The 17,949-nt window shown below is 62.9% G+C and carries 14 protein-coding genes; 6 read left to right on the top strand and 8 right to left on the bottom strand.

The window, feature by feature from the left end:
• Window positions 1-63: 63 nt before the first annotated feature.
• Window positions 64-330, bottom strand: coding sequence for a hypothetical protein (locus ABVQ20_RS06315; RefSeq protein WP_354458687.1), 267 nt, complete (start codon window positions 328-330; stop codon window positions 64-66).
• A 243-nt stretch (window positions 331-573) separates the two neighbouring features.
• Here ABVQ20_RS06315 and ABVQ20_RS06310 point away from each other — a divergent pair, with 243 nt between their 5' ends.
• Window positions 574-2,421, top strand: a complete 1,848-nt coding sequence (locus ABVQ20_RS06310; protein WP_354458686.1) for a monovalent cation:proton antiporter-2 (CPA2) family protein — start codon at window positions 574-576, stop codon at window positions 2,419-2,421.
• 2 nt (window positions 2,422-2,423) lie between these two features.
• Window positions 2,424-2,969: a DUF924 family protein gene (locus ABVQ20_RS06305; RefSeq protein ID WP_354462136.1), complete on the top strand. Its 546-nt coding sequence runs from the start codon at window positions 2,424-2,426 to the stop codon at window positions 2,967-2,969.
• A gap of 28 nt (window positions 2,970-2,997) precedes the next feature.
• Here ABVQ20_RS06305 and folK read toward each other — a convergent pair whose 3' ends face one another.
• The 3 genes from folK to folP are packed head-to-tail and all read right to left on the bottom strand — an operon-like array spanning window position 2,998 to window position 4,708.
• A complete protein-coding gene (gene folK, locus ABVQ20_RS06300) occupies window positions 2,998-3,510 on the bottom strand; it encodes a 2-amino-4-hydroxy-6-hydroxymethyldihydropteridine diphosphokinase (RefSeq protein ID WP_354458685.1) in 513 nt (170 codons plus the stop codon).
• A complete protein-coding gene (folB, locus tag ABVQ20_RS06295; protein ID WP_354458684.1) occupies window positions 3,494-3,853 on the bottom strand; it encodes a dihydroneopterin aldolase in 360 nt (119 codons plus the stop codon). The genes folK and folB overlap by 17 nt, the downstream gene beginning before the upstream one ends.
• Window positions 3,854-3,856: 3 nt before the next feature.
• The gene (gene folP, locus ABVQ20_RS06290; RefSeq protein ID WP_354458683.1) at window positions 3,857-4,708 is read right to left on the bottom strand and encodes a dihydropteroate synthase; all 852 of its coding nucleotides are present in this window, start codon (window positions 4,706-4,708) and stop codon (window positions 3,857-3,859) included.
• 84 nt (window positions 4,709-4,792) lie between these two features.
• Here folP and ABVQ20_RS06285 point away from each other — a divergent pair, with 84 nt between their 5' ends.
• Both ABVQ20_RS06285 and ABVQ20_RS06280 read left to right on the top strand, forming a co-directional pair.
• Window positions 4,793-5,413 (top strand): DUF922 domain-containing Zn-dependent protease, encoded by a 621-nt coding sequence (locus tag ABVQ20_RS06285; protein ID WP_354458682.1) that lies wholly within the window; start codon window positions 4,793-4,795, stop codon window positions 5,411-5,413.
• Window positions 5,414-5,681: 268 nt separating this feature from the next.
• Window positions 5,682-7,148, top strand: coding sequence for an MDR family MFS transporter (locus ABVQ20_RS06280; RefSeq protein WP_354458681.1), 1,467 nt, complete (start codon window positions 5,682-5,684; stop codon window positions 7,146-7,148).
• A gap of 58 nt (window positions 7,149-7,206) precedes the next feature.
• On the opposite strand, the gene ABVQ20_RS06275 is transcribed toward ABVQ20_RS06280, so the two are convergent.
• From ABVQ20_RS06275 to ABVQ20_RS06265, 3 genes are all read right to left on the bottom strand, one after another.
• The gene (locus tag ABVQ20_RS06275; protein WP_354458680.1) at window positions 7,207-8,235 is read right to left on the bottom strand and encodes an NAD(P)/FAD-dependent oxidoreductase; all 1,029 of its coding nucleotides are present in this window, start codon (window positions 8,233-8,235) and stop codon (window positions 7,207-7,209) included.
• Between the two features lie 84 nt (window positions 8,236-8,319).
• On the bottom strand, window positions 8,320-8,640 hold the full coding sequence (locus tag ABVQ20_RS06270) for a 2Fe-2S iron-sulfur cluster-binding protein (RefSeq protein WP_354458679.1): 321 nt from the start codon (window positions 8,638-8,640) through the stop codon (window positions 8,320-8,322).
• A gap of 99 nt (window positions 8,641-8,739) precedes the next feature.
• Window positions 8,740-9,108, bottom strand: a complete 369-nt coding sequence (locus ABVQ20_RS06265) for an Hpt domain-containing protein (protein WP_354462135.1) — start codon at window positions 9,106-9,108, stop codon at window positions 8,740-8,742.
• Between the two features lie 270 nt (window positions 9,109-9,378).
• Between ABVQ20_RS06265 and ABVQ20_RS06260 the strand changes: the two genes are divergently transcribed.
• Together ABVQ20_RS06260 and ABVQ20_RS06255 are read left to right on the top strand one after the other, a co-directional pair.
• Window positions 9,379-16,497 carry an apolipoprotein A-IV repeat region-like domain-containing protein gene (locus ABVQ20_RS06260; protein WP_354458678.1) on the top strand — a complete coding sequence of 2,373 codons (7,119 nt, stop codon included), beginning with the start codon at window positions 9,379-9,381 and terminating at the stop codon, window positions 16,495-16,497.
• A 151-nt stretch (window positions 16,498-16,648) separates the two neighbouring features.
• Entirely contained in the window at window positions 16,649-17,263 is a 615-nt protein-coding gene (locus ABVQ20_RS06255) for a 3'-5' exonuclease (RefSeq protein WP_354458677.1), read from the top strand.
• Window positions 17,264-17,314: 51 nt separating this feature from the next.
• Here ABVQ20_RS06255 and ABVQ20_RS06250 read toward each other — a convergent pair whose 3' ends face one another.
• Window positions 17,315-17,911 (bottom strand): ABC-type transport auxiliary lipoprotein family protein, encoded by a 597-nt coding sequence (locus tag ABVQ20_RS06250; protein WP_435528326.1) that lies wholly within the window; start codon window positions 17,909-17,911, stop codon window positions 17,315-17,317.
• Window positions 17,912-17,949: the final 38 nt, after the last annotated feature.

Below are 17,949 nucleotides of genomic sequence, written 5' to 3'. Positions count from 1 at the left end.
GACCGAGTTCATAAAAAAGCGGCGGCCATTGGCCGCCGCTTTCGCATTGTCAATGATTCCAGCTCAGCCTTTGACCGCCGCGATCATGTCGTCATAGGCCTTGCAGGCCTCGGCCGCCGTCGTGGCGCCCTGGTACTTGGTGGTCACCGCCTGAACCTTGGCCGTGAGATCGGCCGCTTTGGACGGATCCTTGGTAATCGCGGCCTGCAGCGCCGCGGTCAGATCCTGGCCCTTCTTGGTCAGCATTTCGGTGGTGCACTCCGGCGCCTTGGAACAGGCGGAACCGGCGAGTGCCGCAACACCAACGGCAACAAGCAAAAACTTCTTCATGTCAGTCATCTCCTCAAAAAGGGCCGCGACTTGATCGTCGTCCGCCCTTCAATGGCCGAAGCCGAGCGTCCATAACCCTCGATTGCGGCAACAAGCAACGCAACCCCGACGTAAACTTGTGTAACGCGCCTGCAATATTGCTGGGTTCGGATTTCGCACTGTTCGATTTCCACCGAAGCCCCTATCTTCGCCACCTTGTACGGCTGCGTGCGCGGCTATCCTCGAACGAATGGAACGATCGGCATGGCGGCAGAGGCAGCGGGCAGCGATCTCGTCCAGGTGGTGGCGCTGCTGGCCGCTGGCGTTGTCTCGGTGCCCATTTTCAAGCGGCTGGGGCTTGGCTCCATCCTTGGCTATCTGGCCGCCGGCGTGATCATCGGCCCATTCGGCATCGGCATCTTTTCCGAATCGCAGGCCATCCTTCATGTCGCCGAGCTCGGCGTCGTCATGTTCCTGTTCATTATCGGGCTGGAAATGCAGCCATCGAGGCTCTGGGGCCTGCGCCGGGAGATTTTTGGCCTCGGCGCGCTGCAGGTCGGCATGTGCGCGCTGTTGCTGACCGGCGTCGGCCTGGCGGGCGGTTTCTCGATCTCCCAGTCCTTCGTCGCGGGCGCCGGTTTCGTTCTGACGTCGACGGCTATCGTCATGCAGATTCTGGAAGAGCGCGGCGAAATGGCTTCACCCAAAGGCCAGCGGGTCGTGTCCATTCTGCTGCTGGAGGATCTGGCAATCGTGCCGCTCCTGGCCCTGATCGCCTTCCTGGCGCCGGGCGGCGCCGATACCAGCCTGACCGAGCGGTTGACGGAAGTCGGCATCGGCCTGGGCGCGATCGTCGGGCTGGTGCTGGCCGGGCGCTACCTGCTCAACCCGTTCTTCCGCATCCTGGCGGACGCCCGCGCCCGCGAGGTGATGACGGCCGCGGCACTTCTGGTCGTGCTGGGCTCCGCGCTCGTCATGCAGCTCAGCGGCCTGTCGATGGCGATGGGCGCGTTCCTCGCCGGCGTACTCTTGTCCGAATCGACATTCCGTCATCAGCTGGAGGCTGACATCGAGCCTTTCCGTGGCATCCTGCTCGGACTGTTCTTCCTTGCCGTCGGCATGTCCCTCGACCTGCATGTCGTGGTCGACAACTGGCGGCTGATAGCCATCTATGTCGTCGCCTACATGGTGATGAAGGCAATCGCCATCTATGCCGTCGCCCGCGTGCTGAAAACCGGCCACAAGGAAGCGCTCGAGCGTGCGGTCTTCATGGCGCAAGGCGGTGAATTCGCTTTCGTTCTCTATTCGGCCGCGGCCGCTGTTGGCATCATCGACAGCCAGGCCAATGCGACGCTCACGGCAATCGTCATCATCTCCATGGTGCTGACGCCGCTGGCGATTGTCGCATTGCGCTACCTGACACCACGCGATGAACAGTCTCTCGAAGGGGTCGACGTAGCCGAAGGCCTTACCGGCAGCGTCCTGGTCATCGGCTTCGGCCGCTTCGGCCAGATCGCCAGCCAACCGCTGCTTCTGCGCGGCATCGATGTCTCGATCATCGACAATGACGTCGAAATGATCCAGGCGGCCGCCGATTTCGGCTTCAAGGTCTATTATGGCGACGGCACGCGGCTGGACATCCTCCACGCGGCCGGCGCCGGGCGCGCGCGCGCCGTGCTCATCTGCGTCGACAAGGCCGATGTCGCGGTGCGCATCGCCGAACTCATCAAGGCAGAGTTCCCGCTGCTGACCGTTCTTGCCCGCGCTTTCGACCGTGGAACTGCATTGCAGCTGATTCGTGCCGGGGTCGACTTCCAGCTGCGAGAAACATTCGAGTCGGCGCTTGTGTTTGGCGGGTCGACTCTGGAGGCGTTGGGCGTCGATCCGGAAGAAGTGGCCGATGTGATCGAAGACGTCCGGCGGCGCGATGCCGCCCGTTTCGAGCTGCAGCTCGCCGAGGGCATCCGGGCCGGACAGCGCTTCCTGAAAGGCAATATCGGCACGCCCATCCCGACACCGCTTGCCCAGCCACGGCGCCCCGGTCAGGCGCTCAATGAAGAGACCGCGAGCGTGCTGCACAAATCCACGCCCGCGGATGGACAAAGGACTTGATTTTGAAATTGGACGCCAATGCCCTGTCGGTCACCAAATTCTGGCGCGACGCCGGACCCGATGCATGGTTCGAGAAAAACGACGCCTTCGATGCGGACTTTCGGGACCAGTTCCTCGAGCTTCACTACGCCGCCGCGCGGCGCGAATGTGACGGCTGGGCAGATCATGCGGAAGGCTCTCTGGCGCTGATGGTCCTGCTCGACCAGTTTCCGAGGAACTGCTTTCGCGGCACGGGCCATATGTTCGCCACCGATCCTCTGGCGCGGTATTTTGCCGGAAAGGCAATCGCCGCCGGCCACGACATGGCGCTCGACGCGGAAATCCGCGTCTTTCTCTATTTGCCTTACGAGCATTCGGAGCTTCTCGCGGATCAGATCGAATCGATGAGGCTAACGACCGCCGGGGCCGAGGCCTATCTCAAATATGCGATAGAGCATCGCGACATCATCCAGCGCTTCGGCCGCTTCCCGCATAGAAACCGCGTGCTCGGCAGAGAAACAACGCCGGAGGAACAGGCCTTTCTCGATGAGGGCGGCTTTTCAGGCTGAGCGCTCAACGCGCCTGGGCAAGTACCGCTCAGGCCTGCCACCAGTCGCGGCCGGTAGGCAGCCGCTCTATGCCTGCGGCGTCAACGGCATTGAGCCGTTCAGCCACGCTTCTGCCGCCAACCGCGAGGCCGGGTGCGATCTCTGCCAGGGGCGCCAGGACGAAGGCGCGCTCCAGCATGCGTGGATGCGGCACTTCCAGCCCGGTCTCGTGGATGATGCGCTTGCCATACACCAGAATGTCGATGTCGATCAGCCGCGGACCCCAGCGCTCCTCGCGCACTCTCTTCAGCTTGCGCTCGGCATCCAGACACAGCGCAAGCAGTGCGCGCGGCGCCAGTGTCGTGGAAATTTCGGCCGCCACATTGAGAAAATCAGGCTGGTCGAGCTTGCCCCAGGGGGGTGTTCGATAGAGCGAGGAAACCGCGACAACGCGCGTGCTGTCGTCGGCATCCAGGATGCGCAACGCTGCCCCCATCGATTGCGCTGGATCGCCAAGATTGCCGCCCAGGCTCAGATAGACGGTGTTATTCTGGCCAGGCAACGGTCACCTCGACATGATCGAGCACACCGGGCACCGGCGCGTTCGGCTTGCGCACCGTGATTTCGGCTTTCTTGATCTGGGGAAAGCGGTCCGTCAAAGCCTTTGCCACTTCAAGTGCCAGGGCCTCGATGAGGAAGCGCCGGTGTCCGGTGACGATCTTTTCGATCACCGTGAAGGCAATGCCGTAATTGACGGTCTCTTCGATTGAATCATCGACGAGCGCCCGGCCCGGCTCGACCGTAAGAGCGGCATCGACATAGAAGCGCTGGCCAAGCGTCTCCTCCTCGTCCAGCACGCCATGGCGGGCAAAGAAGGCGCAGTTCTTCATGCGGATGACGTACATTGCTCAGCGTCCTGCCCGATTGGTCTCGCGTGCCAGCATAGCATCCGCTACGGCCAACGCGTCCACGTTGATTGCGACATCGTGGACGCGAAACAGATGCGCGCCCTTGAGCCTCAGGATGACGCTTGTCGCGACTGTTCCGGCTCCCCTGTCCATCGGGTCGCGGCCGGTAACAGTGCCTATGAAGCGTTTTCGCGATGTGCCGGCCATCAGCGGAAAGCCCAGCGCATGCAATTCGGAAAACCGCGCCATCAGGTCGAGATTTTCGTCCGCGGTCTCCTTGGCGAAACCAAAGCCCGCGTCGAGCATGATCTGGTCGTCGGCGACGCCGCTGCCGGCGGCGATTTCCAGTGACCTTCTCAGGAACAGCAACTGGTCGTCGATAACATCGGGCAGCTTCTGGCGCCCCCGGCCCGTGTGCATGATGATCAGCCCGGCGCCGGTTTCCGCCGCGACGTTGGCGATGCCCGGCTCGCGTTGGAGGCCCCACACGTCATTGACGATATGCGCGCCGGCCGCGATGGCGCGCCGGGCGGTCTCCTCTCGGTAGGTATCGACAGAAATCAGCACTTCGCCGGAGCGCGCCAATGCCTCGATGACCGGCAGGATGCGGTCCTGCTCCTGGCTGGCGGATACCGGCTGGGCGTCTGGCCGGGTTGATTCGCCGCCGATGTCGACGATCAAGGCCCCTTCCGCCGCCATGCGGCGCGCCTGGACCATCGCCTGCTCCGGGACATCGAACAGGCCGCCATCGGAAAAACTGTCGGGCGTGACATTGAGGATGCCGACAACCACGGCCTTGTCACCAAGGTCGAGATGGCGTCCGTGCGCCAACCGCCATCGCCTCGTCATCATTGCCAATCAACCATGTTTGATCCACCGGGGATCAATTCCGTTGCGCCGGCAACGGCCGTAAAGCAAGGTGACCGAAGAGGCAACATGATGAAACGATCCCTGCTTTGCGCGCTTATGCTCGGTCTCGCCACCACCCCGGCGGGCGCAGCGACGCTTGTAAAGACCTACAGCTACTTTGCCATCCGTGGCAGCACGCTGGACGAGATCCAGAAACAGCTTTTGGAACATGGGCCCGAGGTGAAGACCAGCGGCGGGTCACGGCATCCAGGCGCCACACAGATGTCATTCACCACCCGCACCAGCTACGCGGAGAAATCGGACTCTTGCCGGATTGTGGACGCCAAGGTGACCGTCAAGGTCAAGGTGATCCTTCCGCATTGGCGTCAGCCACGCAAGGTCGATCCGGATGTGAAACTGTTCTGGGACACATTGTCCGCCGACATCAAGCGCCATGAGGAACGCCATGTCGAGATCGCCAAGAACCACGCCCGCGAGCTCGAGGATGCGCTGAAGGGCACCTACCCGCAGAAGACTTGCCAGGCGGCCAGGGACAAGGCCGCGGAAATCACCGCCGCGATACTGGCCAAGCATGACCAGGCCCAGGTGCAATTCGACCGCGTCGAAAGTGCCAATTTCGAAAGCCGCATCGTGCGGCTGATGCGTTATCGCCTCGAACGCATGCAGAATGGCCAGCTGCCAGGTTAGCTTGGGCCAGTTGGTAACGATTTAGGCACTGGCGGCGCCCTTGCCTCGACACCTCACGGGCCGTCTGCTATTTCCGCGCCGCTGTTGAACGAAACGCGTGCCGGTCGGTAGTCCGGCGATCCCGCAGGGCGGGATCCGAAGCCCCGTCGTCCCAACGAGGTCCACAGCCGAATTCCAAGGCCCCGACATGCGTCGCCGTCATTGGCACGGCGGCAGCGTGAATTGGTCTTGGAGAAGATGCCCGGCAGTGGGCAGCTGGAGTGAATTGATGGATCAGGTCGTGAGCAAGGAAGCACCTCCGCTAACGGAGAGTGAGAAGAACGCCATCATTGGCGGCGTGCTCCTGTCGATGCTGTTGGCGGCGCTCGACCAGACCATTGTTGCGCCGGCCATGCCGACCATCGGGCGCTCGCTCGGCCATGCCGAATACCTGCCTTGGATCGTCACCGGCTACCTCTTGACCGCGACCGCGGTGGCGCCGCTCTACGGCAAGATTTCCGACGTCTATGGGCGCCGGCCGACCGTCTATGCGGCGATCCTCATCTTCCTTGCCGGATCGCTGGTCAGCGCCATGGCCCCCAACATGTTCGTGCTCGTCCTGGGACGCGCGATCCAGGGAGCCGGTGGCGGTGGCCTGTTCGCCTTGACGCAGACCGTGGTCGGCGACCTCGTGCCGCCGCGCGAGCGGGCACGCTATGCTGCGTGGTTTTCCGGCACCTGGGCCGTCGCCAGCGTTGCCGGGCCGCTGCTGGGCGGCACCTTTGCCGAGCATCTGCACTGGTCGCTCATCTTCTGGATCAACATTCCGCTCGGCTTCGTTGCGATGGCAATCATCAACAAGCCGCTCAAAAAGCTGCCGATCGCCGCCAAGAACCACAGCATCGACGGCCTCGGCGCGCTACTTCTGATCGTCGCCACGGCACTGCTGCTGCTCGCATTGAACTGGGGCGGCAGCGCCTATCCCTGGGTATCGCCGGAGGTCATTGGCGTGCTGGCCTTATCGGCGCTTTTCTGGGGCGCCTTTGCCCTGCGACTGATGCGGGCGGCCGAGCCGCTCATCTCGCTCGAAGTGCTGGGCAACCCGATCGTCCTGGCCGGCACGCTGTCGATGTTCCTGCTCCAGGCCTCCAGCGTCGGGCTCGCCGTCTATCTGCCCGTCTATCTGCAATCGATACTTGGCCTGACGGCCAGCGAGTCGGGCATTGCGATGCTCGGACTTCTGCTTGGAACCGTTGGCGGCGCGGCTTCCAGCGGCCGCCTGATACCGCGCTTCACCCATTACAAGCGTATTGCAATGGTCGGCGTCATCTTCGCCATCCTGTGCCTCGGCCTGCTGGCCTTTGTCGCCGGGCATGCGTCGCTGCTTGTCGTCGAAATCCTGACCGTGTGTATCGGATTGGGAACCGGGACGACATTTCCGGTGACGACCGTATCAGTACAGAACGCCGTGGACCGCATGCACCTTGGCGTCGCCACCGGCGTGCTGACCTTCCTGCGTTCGCTGGGGAGTGCGCTCGGCGTCGCGATGCTGGGCGCCGTCGCCCTGGGCTTTGGGCTGCCGCTTGCCGGCGAAGGCGTGCAAGTGGCCGGCCACGTCGCATCGGTCCTGCCGTTCGAGATGATCTTTCTTGTCGCCGCCGCCACTTTGGTGCTGGGGCTTATCACGCTGACGCTGATGCCCGAAAAGGAGCTTCGCGGCCATATGGACAATCCGGCGCCGATCCTGGCGGAGTAAGAGCAATTCCGGGAAAACGCACAGCGTTTTCCCTCGGCAATTGCGTCAGCAAAAAGCTCTAACCTGAAACGCCGAGCTTCTTCTGCAGGCTGGTGGATGAGGTCGTGTATTGGAACACGATGCGCTCACCCGGGCTGACGATGCGCTTGGCCGCCTGAGCCATCAGCGCCACCTCGTGGAATCCCGACAGAATCAGCTTCAGCTTGCCGGGATACCAGTTGATGTCGCCGACCGCGAAGATGCCGAGAACCGACGTCTGGAATTTCTCGGTGTCGACCGGGATCAGGTTCTCGTGAAGATTGAGCCCCCATGCCGCGATCGGGCCGAGCTTCATTGTCAGGCCGAAGAACGGCAGCATGCGCGTGCAGGGAACCTCGATGTCGCCATCAGGCCCCTTGATGGTCGCGGCTGAAAGCTGGCCGTCCGCACCGCTCAGTCCGGTCACCTGACCAACCTGGAACTCCAGCTGCTTCATCTCCTGCATGGCATACATCTTGTTGACGCTGTCGGGCGCTGCGCGGAATTCGGGCCGCCGATGCACAAGCGTCACGCTGCGGGCCACCGGCTGCAGGTTGAGCGTCCAGTCCAGCGCCGAGTCGCCGCCACCGACAATGACGAGGTCGTGGCCGCGAAAATCCTCCATCCTCCGAACCGAGTAGAAAACGCTTTTGCCCTCATAGGGCTCGATGCCTGGGATCGGCGGGCGCTTCGGCTGGAAGGAGCCACCGCCGGCGGCAATGACAATCACCTTGGCTTCGAACACCTCGTTCTCGTCGGTGGTCAGGCGAAAACTACCGTCCTCGAGTTTCTCAAGACCGGAAACCATGCGGTTGTAGGTAAAGTCCGGCTTGAACGGCGCGATCTGCTCAAGCAGCTTGTCGACAAGGCCCTGCGCCGAGATCGATGGCCAGCCGGGAATGTCGTAGATCGGCTTTTCCGGATAGAGCTCCGCGCATTGTCCACCGGACCGGTCGAGAATGTCGATCAGGTGGCACTTCATGTCGAGGAGGCCGAGCTCGAACACGGCAAACAGGCCGACCGGCCCTGCCCCGACAATGAGCACATCTGTCTTTGTGATACCGGTCATGCGGTGCGCCTCGATATGGAAACGGAACGAGACTGCATGACCTGGAGCCCGCTGCCAAGCAGCGACGGCAAAAAAGCTGGAACGTCAGCCCTGGCGTTCGGGCACGCGAACGACCAGACCGTCCAGCGCGTCACGCACCTTGATCTGGCAGGAAAGCCGCGAATTCGGCTGAACGTCATATGCGAAGTCCAGCATGTCTTCTTCCATGGCTTCCGGTTCGCCGACAATGGCCGTCCATGCGTCGTCGACATAGACATGGCAGGTGGCACAGGCACACGCGCCGCCGCATTCGGCTTCGATCCCCGGCACCGCGTTGCGGATCGCGTTCTCCATGACCGACGAGCCGTTCTCGGCATCCATGTCGAAATGTGTGCCGTCATGGGCGATGAAAGTCAGCTTGGTCATTTGTCACCTGAAGGGAGTTTCAGCCGAGATAATCACTCCGGCAGACAAGTCAACTGCCGCGCGAAAACGCCACCCGATGACGTTTTTCGGAAACCGGACTTAACGGCTGATGGCGGCGATGAAATCGCGCACTTCGTCGATCAGCGTACCAAGACGTTTGATGATGCTGTTGTCCTCGGGACGGTGCTCTATTTCAGTCACACAATCTGCAATGGCAAAGGCGCCGATGCCTCGCGCCGAGCCTTTCAGTCCATGCGCCAGCAGAAGTCTTTCGTGGATATCGGCGTTGGCGATCTTGTCGCGTACCGACAGGGCGTGCTGTACAAACAGCGCCAGCACCTCTTGCTCCAAGCTGCGGTCACCCATTGTCTGGCGTGAGAGATGCGCCATATCCACAGGCCGTGACCGCCCCGTTCCTGGTGCATCGCCGCCTGGCATTGAAAAGGCAATGCCGCTTTCGCCGCGCATGATCTGCAACTCCGTCCTCTGAACGCCCGAAAATCTAGGCGAATCCCATGGATAACGGGTTAACGATTGGACCGGAAAAATGTTGCGAAAGGGGCCTCCAAATCACGGTTCCGTTAACCTTATATTTAAAGTTTTACGTATCTCGCGGAATGCATGTTTTCTTTACCCCCCTGTGTCATTACGATACGAGGGTCCATTTTCAGCCTCCTGCGTGGGATAAGACAACCAAAATCATAAGTCCCTCGGCAGCTAGTACAGGGTAGCGAAGGCATGGCGAAGAAAACCACTACGACAAGAACTCTCGACAGCGACGTAGCCAGGGAACTCGAAAAGGCGCTCGATATCGATCTGAGCGGCGATGGAAGCGGCGACCTCGATATCGCCGCTTCGATGGAAGACCTGGAAGCGCAGATATCACAGGCAGCGGACGAGTTGGCGCGCGAAGGCCGCAACCAGAAAGCAGCACCTGCCGCCAGTTCGCCTGTCACCAGTCAGAGCCAGCCCGCGAGACCCGAGGCCAAGGCCAAGGCCAAGCCGGCCGAATTGCGACCCGTGGAAACCCGCAATACGTCGCAGCCGGCCGGCTTCGCGCCAGCCAACGACGACCGCCAGAAAGATTACAAGACACTCCTGCACACGCTGAACCGGCGCGCCTCGAACACGATCTATTGGGTCGTGGCGTTCGTTTCGCTCGCCTGGATCGCCGGCGCAGGCGGGTTGGCCAATCTGCTGTTTGGACCGGATATCTGGAGAATCCGTACCGTCGATCAGTTCTTCGCGCGCCCCGAACTGATTGGCCTCGCAATCGCCGCCATCGTGCCCGTCATCCTGTTCTGGGCATTCGCGGCCATGATCCGCCGTGCACAGGAAATGCGGATTGCCGCGCAGTCGATGACCGAAGTGGCTTTCCGCCTCGCCGAGCCGGAAAACCTTGCCCAGGACCGCGTGATGATGATCGGCCAGGCCGTGCGCCGCGAAGTCGCGGCCATGGGTGAAGGCATCGAGCGGACACTTGCCCGCGCCGTCGAGCTCGAAACGCTCGTCCACAGCGAAGTGAACCAGATCGAGCGCTCCTATTCGGAAAACGAATCCCGCATCCGCTCGCTCGTCGACGGACTGGGCAGCGAGCGCGAGGCCGTGGTCACCCATGCGGAGCGCGTGCGTGCCTCGATCACCGGCGCGCACGAGACGCTGAAGGAGGAAATCGGCGCCGCCAGCGATATCATTCGCGACAGCATCCTCAACGCTTCGACCAAATTGTCGATGACGATCAACAATTCCGGCGACACGCTGATCGACCGCATTAACGAAAGCTCGATGTCGATCTTCGATTCTGTCGAAGGCCGCCTCGATTCGATCACCGACCGGCTGTCGACCTCGGGCGAAGCCTTCGCCAGCCTGCTCGATACGCGCATCGCCAAGCTCACGGACACCACCGATGGCCTGACCCGTTCGCTTACCGATCTGCTCGACGACCGGACCACCGGCATGGTGTCATTGCTCGGCGGCGCCGCGCGCACGCTCAATTCCGAATTCGAGGCGAGCCTCAACGGCATCGAACGCACGCTGGCCGAACGCGGCCAAGCGTTGATCAGCGAATTCCAGACCCGCGCCGAGGCGTTGGACACGGGTACCCAGAAGCTCAATGCGGCGCTCGAAGCCCGTGCACGCCAGATCAATGAGACGCTGGTCGACCGCGCGCGCGAAATCGCCCACACATTCGCGGAGAGCAAGGACACGCTGTCGGCAATGATCGATCAGGGCAAGGCCCAGATCGGCGCCGACATGGCTGACATCGTGACGTCGACCTCGTCCATGCTTGAAGCCCGCGCCAGCGACTTCGCCGGGCGCATGGAGGCGGCGCGCCATGTCGTGTCGCGGTCCTTCGACACCGACATCCAGCGACTTGCCGACGCGCGTGTCGGCATCGAGGAGGCGGTCGAGAACCACAGCCGCAAGCTTTCCGAAAGCCGCGAACGCATGGCCGAGGCAATGCAGGCGGATCTCGCGAAGTTCGCCGAAGGCCGCGCCGGCATCGATGCCGCCGTGACCAACCAGGTGCAGAAGCTGGCCGAAGGCCGCAACCTGATCTCGCGCGCGCTCGAAGAGGATCTGCGCAAGGTCAACGAGTCCCGCGCGGCCATCGACGCTTCCCTCGGCAGTCACCTCGAAAGGCTCGAGGAAGGCCGCAATCGGCTTGCCCTGGCATTGAACGAAGACTCCGGGAAGCTCGTGCAAGCTCGTACAATCATTGATGAAATGGTTGCCGGTCACGTCGGGAAACTCGCTGAGGGCCGCAACATTCTTTCGCGCGCCCTGGAAGCGGATCTCGGCAAGCTGTCCGACAGCCGCGCCAGCATCGACGGTCTGGTCGCCGGTCAGGTCGAGAAGATCGCCGAAGGCCGCGCCGTGCTTGCCAGAGCCCTGGAAGCCGACATTGCCGGTATTAAGGGCCTCATCGAAACCCACTCTTCGAAACTGGCGGAGGATCGCGGCCAGCTCAGCAATTCGCTCGAAAACGATCTGTCGGGCATCAGGGGCCTGCTGGAGAACCATTCGGACCGGCTCACTGAAGACCGCAGCCTGCTTTCGCAGACGCTTGAGGCCGACCTCGCCAAGCTGGCGGATAGCCGCTCCAGCATCGACGGGCTGGTCGCCGGTCAGGTCGAGAAGCTCGCCGAGGGACGCGACATTCTCAAACGCGCGCTGGAATCCGATCTCAATACGATCAAGAACGTCATCGCCAGCCAGTCGGACAAGCTGGCGGAAGACCGTGGCCAGCTTTCGCAAGCCCTGGAAACCGACCTGCTCAAGGTAAAGGACGTTGTCTCCGATCATATGAACAGGCTTGCCCAGGATCGCTTGACCCTGTCCAAGGCACTGGAAGACGATCTGGCCAAGCTCGCCGACAGCCGCACCAGCATCGACGGAATGGTCACCGGCCAAGTGGAAAAGCTGGCCGAGGGTCGCGACATCCTCAAGCGGGCGCTCGAATCCGATCTCAACACGGTCCGGGGCACCATTGCCGATCAGTCGCAGAAGCTCACCGACGATCGCGCGCAGTTCGCCCGGGCGCTGGAAGCCGACCTCGAGAACGTCAATGGCCTTGTAAACAGCCACTCGGAACGGCTGATGCAGGACCGTTCGACGCTGTCCAAGGCGCTCGAAGACGACATCGCCAGGCTGGCCGACAGCCGTTCGAGCATCGACGGCCTCGTCGCCGGCCAGGTGGAGAAGCTGGCCGAGGGCCGCGATATCCTCAAGCGCGCGCTCGAATCCGACCTGAACACCATCAAGAGTGTCATCGCCGACAATTCCCAGAAGCTGGTCGAAGACCGCTCGAACCTGACAAGGGCGCTTGAAGACGATCTCGCCAAGCTGGCGGAAAGCCGTTCGAGCATCGACGGGCTGGTTACCGGCCAGGTCGAGAAACTGTCCGAAGGCCGCGATATCCTCAGGCGGGCGCTGGAATCCGATCTCAACACGATCAGGGGCACCATTGCCGACCAATCTCAGAAGCTGGTTGAGGACCGCTCGAACCTGACCAAGGCGCTTGAAGACGATCTCGCCAAGCTGGCGGAAAGCCGCTCCAGCATCGACGGTCTCGTTGCCGGCCAGGTCGAAAAGCTGGCCGAGGGCCGCGATATCCTCAAGCGTGCGCTGGAATCCGATCTCAACACGATCAGGGGCACCATTGCCGACCAGTCTCAGAAGCTGGTTGAGGACCGCTCGAACCTGACCAAGGCGCTTGAAGACGATCTCGCCAAACTGGCGGAAAGCCGTTCGAGCATCGACGGTCTCGTTGCCGGCCAGGTGGAAAAGCTGGCCGAGGGCCGCGATATCCTCAAGCGCGCGCTCGAATCCGATCTGAACACGATCAGGGGCACCATTGCCGACCAGTCGCGGAAGCTCACCGACGATCGCGTGCAGTTCGCAAGCGCGCTGGAAGCTGACCTCGAAACCGTCAATGGCCTTGTAAACAGCCACTCGGAACGGCTGGTGCAGGACCGCTCGACGCTGTCCAGGGCACTTGAAGACGATCTCGCCAAACTGGCGGAAAGCCGTTCGAGCATCGACGGGCTGGTTGCCGGCCAGGTCGAGAAGCTGGCCGAGGGCCGCGACATCCTCAAGCGCGCGCTCGAGGCCGACCTGCAGAAAATTTCTGCAAGCCGCACCGATGTCGACGAGATCATCGCCGGACATGTCGGCAAGCTGGCCGAAGGCCGCAACATGCTGACCCGTGCGCTGGAAGAAGACCTCTCCAAGCTCGCCGATACCCGCAAGGATGTCGATAGCTCGCTGTCCGGCCATATCGACCAGATCGCCGCCAGAAGCACCGACATTTCAGACGCGATCGCCGCCGACGTCCAGAAGATCGAGCAGGCTTTCAGCCGTCAGACCGGGATCATCGAGGAACGTGCCGGAACCATGGAACGTGCGCTTTCGACTGGCGTCGACAACGTTCGCAGCGTGCTCGAGAAAAGCGCGGTGTTCGTCGCCGGCGCCTTGCGCGAAAAGGTCATGGAGGTCACCAGCGCTCTGCACGAGCAGGCTGGCGTGGCCTTCAGTGATGCCGACCGCAAGATCGCGGAGCGCGCAGAGCAGACTTCGGCCGCCCTTCTCGCGAGAGCGGAAGACATCGCTCGCACCTTCGAGGATGCCGACCGGCGTCTGGCGGCGCGTGCGGACGACACGTCGAGCGCCCTGCTCGCACGGGCCGACGACATCGCCCGGACTTTCGAGGATGCCGACCGCCGCCTCCACGCCCGCGCGGAAGACACATCGAACGCTCTTATCGCTCGCGCGGACGATACTTCCAGCACGCTGCTGGCCCGCGTCCAGGAGACGGCCGACCACCTCGCCGCTCGTGCAGGCGAGATCGCCGGCACGTTCGACGTGGCCGACCAGAAGCTCGTTGCCCGTGCGGTCGAGACGGCACAGTCACTGGCCGCCCGCGCCGGCGACATCCTGCGCAACTTCGAAGGCGCCGACCAGCGCTTGGGCGTCCGCATCGGTGAATCGGCTGAAGCGCTCGCCGCGCGTGCATCGGATCTCGGCCGCATCTTCGACGCTGCCGACCAACAGCTGATCTCGCGCATCGCCGAAGGCTCGGAAGCCCTGTCGGCGCGCGCGTCGGAAATCGGCCGCATCTTCGACGAAGCGGACAACCGTCTGGTGTCGCGTATCGCCGACAGCACGTCGACGATCGGCGGTCATGCCGAGACCATCGTCGGTGCCTTCGCCGATACCGAGCAGAGGGTCGCCGACCGCGCCCGGAAAACCGGACAGGAACTCGCCGTCCACACCCGCGAAATCGAGCAAGCACTTGCCGGCGTCGATGAGAGACTGGCGTCGAGCGCTGCGGTAACGGCCTCCCGTGTCGAAGAGCAGGTTGCCCGCGTCGAGAGCCGCCTTGTCGGTGTCGACGAGCGGCTGGCCTCGAGCGCCGCGGCAACAGCTTCCCGTGTCGAAGAGCATGTCGCCCACGTCGAGAACCGTCTTGTCGGCGTCGACGAGCGGCTGGCATCGAGTGCGGCAGCCACTGCTGCCCGTGTCGAGGAGCAGGTCGCCAGCGTCGAGAACCGCCTTGCCTACACGGCCGAGGCGATGAGCCAGCGGCTCAACGAGCAGGTGTCGAATGCCGAGGCGCAGCTGGTTTCGCGCGCCAACGTCATTGCGGAAACCTTCACGGCGGTCGGCCAGCATATCGGCCAGAGCACCAACGACGCGGCCAAGACCATTGGAGCCAACACCCGCGAGCTCAACACCATGCTCGCGGCACGTTCGGCCGAAATGTCGAAAATCCTGGACGAAACCGCACGGCCACTGGTCGAGCGCTTTGCCCAGGGTGGCTCCGAACTACAGAAGAGCATGGAAGAGGTCACCGAACGCGCCACCGAGAAGCTGCGCAGCGAAAACGCCGCCCTCGTCAACGCGCTTGCCAACCGCACGGCCGAAACGCTGTCGGCCGTCGAAGGCGCCCGCTCCTCGCTCTCGGACAGCGTCGCCGACCTCATCGGTCGCATGACGAAATCCAGCTCGCAGCTCGGTCAGCTGATCGAGCAGGCCGCGATGAATCTCGGCCAGGTCGACGAACGCCTGACCGGCAGCACGCAGAGCTTCGCGGCGACGACGGAAAAGGCCGCGCAGACCTTCGCCAGCTCGGCACGTCTGGTCGACTCCAACACGACCCGGTTGACCGAACTGTCGTCGTCGACCTTGCGTGAGGTCGCCTCCATCGCCACCAAGTTCGACGAGCACAGCCGCCTGCTGTCCAGCGCCTCGGACCTCTTGAGCTCGGCCCAGAGCAACCTGGAGCATACGCTGGAGAGGCAGTCGTCGCTCGAGGACCTCGCCGTCGGCCTGGTCAAGAAGTCGGAAGATCTCGAAAGGGTCATGCGCTCGTTCGAGAACCTTGTCGGCCAGACTCTGCAGAATGCCGAAGGCAAGACGCTGGAGTCGGCGGACAAGATCCGCACCGCCATCTCCGAAGTCGTCGATTCGGCGACAAGGCGCTTCGCCGATGCGACCGAAGAGATGCGGCGTACCGCGGGCTCCATCAAGAGCGAGCTCGACCTTACCCGCGCCGAACTCAAGAAGGGTGTGATCGAGATGCCGGAAGAGGCAAAGGAATCGACCACGGCCATCCGCCGTGCCGTTTCCGAACAGATCAATGCCCTGAAGGAACTCTCGGATATCGTTGCGAAATCGGGCCGCGGCAATGCGGACAATTCGGAGCAGCGCAACCTGCGTCCGGCGCCGCAAGCACCCGTCGCACGTGCGCCCGAGCCGCAGCGTCGTCCACCGGCGCCACAGCCGGAGCGTCTTGCTCCTCAGGCGCCGCTGGGCGGTGCCGCGCTGCGCGGCACGCTCGACCTTGAGCGTCCGTCCGAGACCGCGCCACGCCAGCGTGACCCCAACGGCCGCACGCCGCAGGGTGGCTGGGTGCGCGATCTCCTGACCGGCGCATCGCGTGAAGAGGAAGCCAGGCCCGCGGCCCCGGTGGAGGCGCCACGCCCGGCCCCGGCCCAGCGCTCGCCGCTTCACGTGGTCGAATCGCTGAACTCGCTTTCGGTCGATATCGCCCGCGCCATCGACCACGATGCCTCGATCGAGCTGTGGAACCGCTACCGGCGTGGCGAGCGTGACGTCTTCACGCGCCGCCTCTACACGCTGAAGGGCCAGCAGACGTTCGATGAAATCCGCCGCAAGTATCAGAGCGAGGCGGAGTTCCGCAGCGCAGTCGACCGTTACTGCGATGACTTCGAAAAGCTGCTCAAGGATGTTTCGCGCAACGACCGCGACAACATCATGGCGCAGACCTACCTGACGTCCGACACCGGCAAGGTCTACACCATGCTGGCCCACGCCAGCGGTCGCTTGCACTAGCCGAGCGGGCCTACGGCGGAATCGAAAAGGCGGGGCCAATGCTCCGCCTTTGACGGTTCGAGAATCCGCCAACGCAAAGTCCGATTTCCCGACAACGTGAAGACCACAGGCGAAACCCGCTGCCCTGACCATCGACACAAGGGGGCTGACCATGAAAACGGCAATCATATTCGACTGCGAGTTTCTTTGTCTTGAGGGCTCGCAGCGCAGATTTTGGTGCGCGGCCCACGATCCCGATCCAGTCATCGCTCAGATCGGCGCGGTCAGGCTTGGTCTCGAAGACGGCTTTCCCCTGCTGGGTACGCACAAGGCTTATGTTCAACCTGTCGACCGATTCGGCAACAGATACACGCTCGACCCGTTCTTCACCAAACTCACTGGCATCACTGAAGAAACCATGGACACCGAAGGGGTCGCAATCGGAGAGGCCCTTGCGGACGTCGACCGCTTCTCCGGCGGAGCTCGTTTCTGGTCATGGGGCAAAGATGAACTGAACATGGTCGCCATCAGCTGCTATGTCGCAGGCATTCAGCCTTCCATCCCTGCCGGCCGGTTCGACAATGCCGTCAAGCTGCTGATTGCGGCCGGGATGCCGGTTGAGGATTTGGCGAAGACGCCAAGCAACAGGCTTGCGGAGTACTACGGCGTCGAACACCCCCCGTTGCGAGGGCATGACGCACTCGACGACGCGCTCTCGGTCGCCTACACCCTGCAGCATCTTTTGAAGGCCGGAACGCTGCGACCAGACGTCTTCGACCACCTGTAGCTTCGAAGGCCACCTGAAGCCTCGAAGGCCCGTGCGCGCACGCACCTGCGCTCAGATCACCGAATCGGTCCAGCGTACGATCTGCTTGGCAGCGTCGCCAAAGGCGGCGTCGAGCGCGCCGATATAGGCCTGGTTGCCGCTGCCAGAGACAGGCGCGCTAGCGGTGAAACTCTTGGAGGCGCGCACCTCGCCATTGCGGTCATTCAATACCCGCACGAACAGATCGACCTCGGCATGCTCGCCGCGGTCAACGCGGACTTCGAAGGAGCGGATTTCGACGATCACCTGATAGTCGATCGCAAGCCCCTCGCCCGGCTTGCCAACGCCGGCGAAGCTGCCGGAACGCTGAAAAGTCTCGGCCAGCCGCGCTTGCACGATGAGCGGCAGCCGGTCGGCCCATTGGGCGCCCTTGAGGTACTGGATCGACCGCGCGGACGGCTTGATGACGATGTTCTGGCTGTCCAGCGCCTTCAGGGCCGCCGGCTGCGCGATCAGGATCTGACGGCGGCTGTGGCCATGCGCCTCGACCGATGGCGCTGAAAGTTCGAATGTGTCGAGGGGCGCGGGCCCACCACCCGGCAATGCCGCACAACTGGCGAGGGTGAAGGCAAGCAATGCCACACCCGATTTGAGCGCGATCGACTTCACATGCGATCCCTGTTGTCCCCGGATCGTAAAACCGATCC

Source organism: Mesorhizobium shangrilense (assembly GCF_040537815.1).
GTDB lineage: Bacteria > Pseudomonadota > Alphaproteobacteria > Rhizobiales > Rhizobiaceae > Mesorhizobium > Mesorhizobium shangrilense.
Note: the sequence above shows the minus strand (reverse complement) of the source record. Positions and strands in the feature narration are given on the sequence as shown.